Annotated in this window: 3 protein-coding genes; all 3 read left to right on the forward strand. The window is 69.4% G+C overall.

Going from position 1 to position 4,748, the window contains the following annotated elements; all coding sequences use genetic code 11:
• A partial coding sequence (locus tag Q7P21_RS19400) for an amidohydrolase family protein (RefSeq protein WP_304179892.1) occupies positions 1–1,290 on the forward strand: 1,290 nt, incomplete at its 5' end.
• Positions 1,291–1,402: 112 nt separating this feature from the next.
• Positions 1,403–3,517, forward strand: a complete 2,115-nt coding sequence (locus Q7P21_RS19405) for a phosphocholine-specific phospholipase C (protein WP_304179894.1) — start codon at positions 1,403–1,405, stop codon at positions 3,515–3,517.
• Positions 3,518–3,609: 92 nt separating this feature from the next.
• Positions 3,610–4,748: DegT/DnrJ/EryC1/StrS aminotransferase family protein (locus Q7P21_RS19410; RefSeq protein ID WP_304179897.1), on the forward strand; the 1,139-nt coding region annotated here is incomplete at its 3' end.

Here is a 4,748-nt window from a genome sequence, read left to right on the forward strand (position 1 = left end):
ATGAAACGACTGATCCACGGCCTGCTGCTCGCCGCCGCCCTGGTGCTGCCGGCCCACGCCGCCGGCCCCATGACCTTCGTCCAGGCCGGACGCCTGCTGGCCGATCCGGCCACCGGCAAGGTCGAGACCGCCAAGACCCTGGTGATCCAGGACGGCAAGGTCCTGCGCATCGTCGACGGCTATGTCTCCGAACCCGGCGGCCAGGTGGTGGACCTGAAGTCGAGCTTCGTCCTGCCCGGCCTGATCGACAGCCATGTCCACCTGACCCAGCAGACCAACCCCAACAGCGCCCTGGACGAGGTCACCCAGTCCTCGGCCGAACAGGCCATGGTCGGCGCCCGTCACGCCCGGCGCACCCTGATGGCCGGCTTCACCACCGTCGCCGATCTGGGCGCGGACAACGCCGCGATCTTCGCCCTGCGCAAGGCCACCGCGCTCGGCGACGTGCCCGGTCCGCGCATCATCGCCGCCGGCTCGGCGATCTCCGTCCATGGCGGGCACGGCGACGTGAACGGCTTCCGCGAGGACGTCATGCATGTGCTGCGGCCCGGCTCGGTCTGCTCCGGCGCCGATGACTGCCGCCGCGCGGTGCGCGAGCAGGTCTGGCTGGGCGCCGACATCATCAAGATCACCGCCACCGGCGGAGTGCTGTCCAACACCGCTGCGGGCCTGGCCCAGCAGTTCTCCGACGAGGAGCTGGCGGCCATCGTCGACACCGCCCACCGCATGGGCCGCCACGTCACCGCCCACGCGCACGGGACCGACGGCATCAACGCCTTCCTGCGGGCCGGCGGCGATTCCATCGAGCACGGCACCTATCTCGACAAGGACTCCATCGCGCTCTTCAAGAAGACCGGCGCCTATCTGGTCCCGACCCTGATGGCCGGCGACTATGTGGCCAGGATCGCGTCCAGCCCGGGCAACTTCTTCACCCCGGCCCAGACCGCCAAGGCCCTGGACGTCGGCCCCAAGATGCTCGACATGGCCCGGCGCGCCCACGAGGGCGGGGTCAAGATCGCCTTCGGAACCGACACCGGCGTCTCGGCCCATGGCGACAACGCCTATGAGTTCGTGCTGCTGGTGAAGGCGGGCCTCACCCCGCTGGAGGCTGTTCAGGCCGCCACCGTCAACGCCGCCGACCACCTGCAGATCTCCGGCCAGGCCGGCGCCCTGACCCCCGGCCACAACGCCGACCTGATCGCCGTCGCCGGTGATCCGCTCGCCGATGTCTCCACCCTGCAGAAGGTCGGCTTCGTCATGAAGGGCGGAACGATCTATAAACAGCCCTGACCCAAGGCCCCCGGCGTCATATTTCCAGGCGCCCGGCCCGTTCGGACGTCCGTCTGTCATGACGTCGCCGCGAAAGAGCCCTATGGGCTCACCAGCGCGTTAGGATGAGTACATGACCAGTATCGATCGCCGCGGGTTCCTGCTGGCCGCCGCCACGGCCGCCACCCTGCCCCCTGCTATCGCCCGCGCCCGGGCGATCGACGCCGATGTCCGCAGCGGCGCCATCGGCGACATCGAGCACGTGGTGATCTTCATGCAGGAGAACCGCAGCTTCGATCACTATTTCGGCTCCATGGCCGGAGTGCGCGGCTTCGGCGATCGCTTCCCGATCCCCGTTCCGGACACCGCCAATCTCAAGGCCGCCACGGTCTGGACCCAGACCAACGCCGAGCCGGGGCCGCCGCTGATCGCGCCCTTCCACCTCAACACCGTCCAAACCTTCGCCCACATGCGGGTGGAAGGCACGCCGCACCTGTGGCCGGACGCGCAAGGCGCCTGGAACGAAGGCCGGATGAACCGCTGGCCGGTGGTCAAGACCGAGCATTCCATGGGCTACTACACGGCCGCCGACGCTCCGTTCCAGTTCGCCCTGGCCGAGGCCTTCACCCTCTGCGACGCCTATCACTGCTCGATCCAGTCGGGGACCAATCCCAACCGGCTGTTCCTGTGGACCGGAACCAATGACCCCTCGGGTCGCGACGGCGGCCCTGGCATGGCCAATTCCCATGATCGCTTCGTCTCGGCCGGCGGTCACGCCCGGTCCTACAACTGGACCAGCTATGTCGAGCGGCTCGACAAGGCCGGCGTCTCCTGGCGGCTCTATCAGGACATGGCCGACAACTTCACCGACAACCCGCTGGCCGGGTTCAAGGCGTTTCGCGAGTCCTACGACAAGGCCCCGGGCTCCGATCCGCGCCTGGCGGAACGCGCCCTCACCACCCGCATGCTGGACGGCCTGCGCGAGGACGTGGTCTCGGGAAACCTGCCCCAGGTCTCCTACATCATCGCCCGGGCCGCCGATTCCGAGCATCCCGGCCCGTCCAGCCCGGCCCAGGGCGCCGACTTCACCGCCCAGGTGCTGGACGCTCTGACGGCCGATCCCAAGGTCTGGGCCCGGACCGCGCTCTTCGTGATGTTCGACGAGAACGACGGCTTCTTCGACCATATGCCGCCGCCGGCCCCGCCGTCGCGCGACGCAGCCGGCGCCGCGCTCGGCGCCTCCACGACCGACACCACCGGCGAGTATCACCTGGTCGCCAGCACCGCCGATCCCCAGGCCGAGCGGCCGGAGTTCATGGGCCGCCCCTATGGCCTCGGGCCTCGGGTGCCGATGTATGTGATCTCGCCCTGGAGCCGAGGCGGATGGGTGGATTCCGAAGTCTTCGACCACACCTCGGTGATCCGTTTCCTGGAGACCCGCTTCGGGGTTCTTGAGCCGAACATCAGCCCCTGGCGGCGCGCGGTTTGCGGCGATCTGACCTCGGCCTTCGACTTCAAGACCCCGAACGACACGCCATTCTTCGAGGCCCTGCCCAAGACCGCCGAGACCGCCGCCCGCGCCCGCGCCCTGCCCGGCCGCACTGCGCCGCCGACGCCGGCTGCGCCCGACGCGCCGGTCCAGGCCGAGGGGGTCCGCCCCTCCCGCGCCCTGCCCTACCGTCTGGATGCGACGGCCCAGGTCATGGGGTCCGGGCAGCTGGCGCTCACCTTCGCCAACACCGGCAAGGCCGCCGCCGTGTTCCACGTCTATGACCGCCAGGTCCTCGACCAGCCACCCCGCCGCTACACCGTCGGGGCCGGCAAGCGGTTGCAAGGGGTGTGGGACGCCCGGGGCGGCGCCTACGATCTCTGGATCCTGGGGCCGGCCGGCTTCCACCGCCACGTCACCGGCCAGACCGACCAGCCCCTGGAGGCCCAGCTCGCCGCCCAGCGCAACACCGACAGCCTGACGCTCGTGCTGCGCAACACCGGCAAGGCGGAGATCGAGGCCAGGGTCGCGCCCCAGGCCTATGCCCAGGCCCACCCTGCCTGGACCGTGACCCTCGCGCCCGGCGACACCGCCACCCACACCTGGCCGCTGAAGGCCACGGGTGGCTGGTATGACCTGGCCGTCACCAGCCCCGCCGCCGGCGGCTTCCTGCGTCGCTTCGCCGGCCGCGTCGAGACCGGCAAGGACAGTGTCAGTGATCCGGCCATGGGCGGGGCGGCCCGCATGACCCGGGCCTGACCGCCGAAACGTTGCGAAAACAAGCGTGTTTGGCGCGGGTGTCCGGCCCGTGGCATATGGCGCGCCGTTTCGAACAGGGTCAGACTCCGCGCATGCCTATTCCGTTCATCGATCTGCAGACCCAACGCGCCCGCCTGGGCCAGCCGCTGGAAGACGCCATCCTCAAGGTGGTCCGCTCCGGCGCCTACATCATGGGTCCGGAGATCGCCCAGTTCGAAAAGGCGCTCGGCGAGTTCGGCCACGCCCCCTACGTCCTCTCCTGCGGTTCGGGCACCGAGGCCCTGCAGCTGCCGCTGATGGCCTGGGGCGTCGGTCCCGGCGACGCGGTGTTCTGCCCCTCCTTCACCTTTGCGGCCACGGCCGAGGTCATGCCCCTGGTCGGCGCCTCGCCGGTGTTCGTCGACATCCTGCCTGACACCTTCAACCTCGACCCGGTCAAGCTCGACGCGGCGATCGAGGCGATCAAGGCCGAGGGCAAGCTGACGCCCAAGGTGATCATCGCCGTCGATCTGTTCGGCCAGCCCGCCGCCTATCCGGCCATCGCGCTCGTCGCCCGGAAGCACGGGCTGAAGCTGATCGCCGACAGCGCCCAGGGCTTTGGCTGCACGCTGAACGGCCACCACCCGATCCATTGGGCCGACGTCACCACCACCAGCTTCTTCCCGGCCAAGCCGCTCGGCTGCTACGGCGACGGCGGCGCGATCCTGTCCAAGGAGGCCGGGTTCCACGACCTGCTGGTGTCCCTGCGCGTCCACGGCCAGGCGGTGAAGTCCGACATCGAGGGCCGTACCTTCGACCACGACCCCAAGTACCTGAACATGCGGATCGGCATGAACAGCCGGATGGACACCATCCAGGCCGCGATCCTCTTACAGAAGCTGACCATCTTCGCCGACGAGATCGAGGCCCGGAACCGGGTCGCCGACCGCTACGCCGCCGGCCTGTCCGACGTGGTCAAGACGCCGACCGTGATCGAGGGCGGGGTGTCGGTCTGGGCCCAGTACACCATCGAGACCGACGACCGCGACGGCCTGATCGCCCATCTGAAGACCGCCGAGGTCCCGACGGCGGTCTATTATCCGATCCCGATCCACAAGCAGGGCGTCTATTCCGTCTATCCGACCCCGGGCGGCCTGCCGGTCACCGAGGCCAAGGCGGAGACGGTGATGAGCCTGCCCATGCACCCCTATCTGACCGAGGACCACCAGGACCAGATCATCGCCGCGATCCG

This window comes from Phenylobacterium aquaticum (assembly GCF_947378715.1).
Taxonomy (GTDB): Bacteria; Pseudomonadota; Alphaproteobacteria; order Caulobacterales; family Caulobacteraceae; genus Phenylobacterium; species Phenylobacterium aquaticum_A.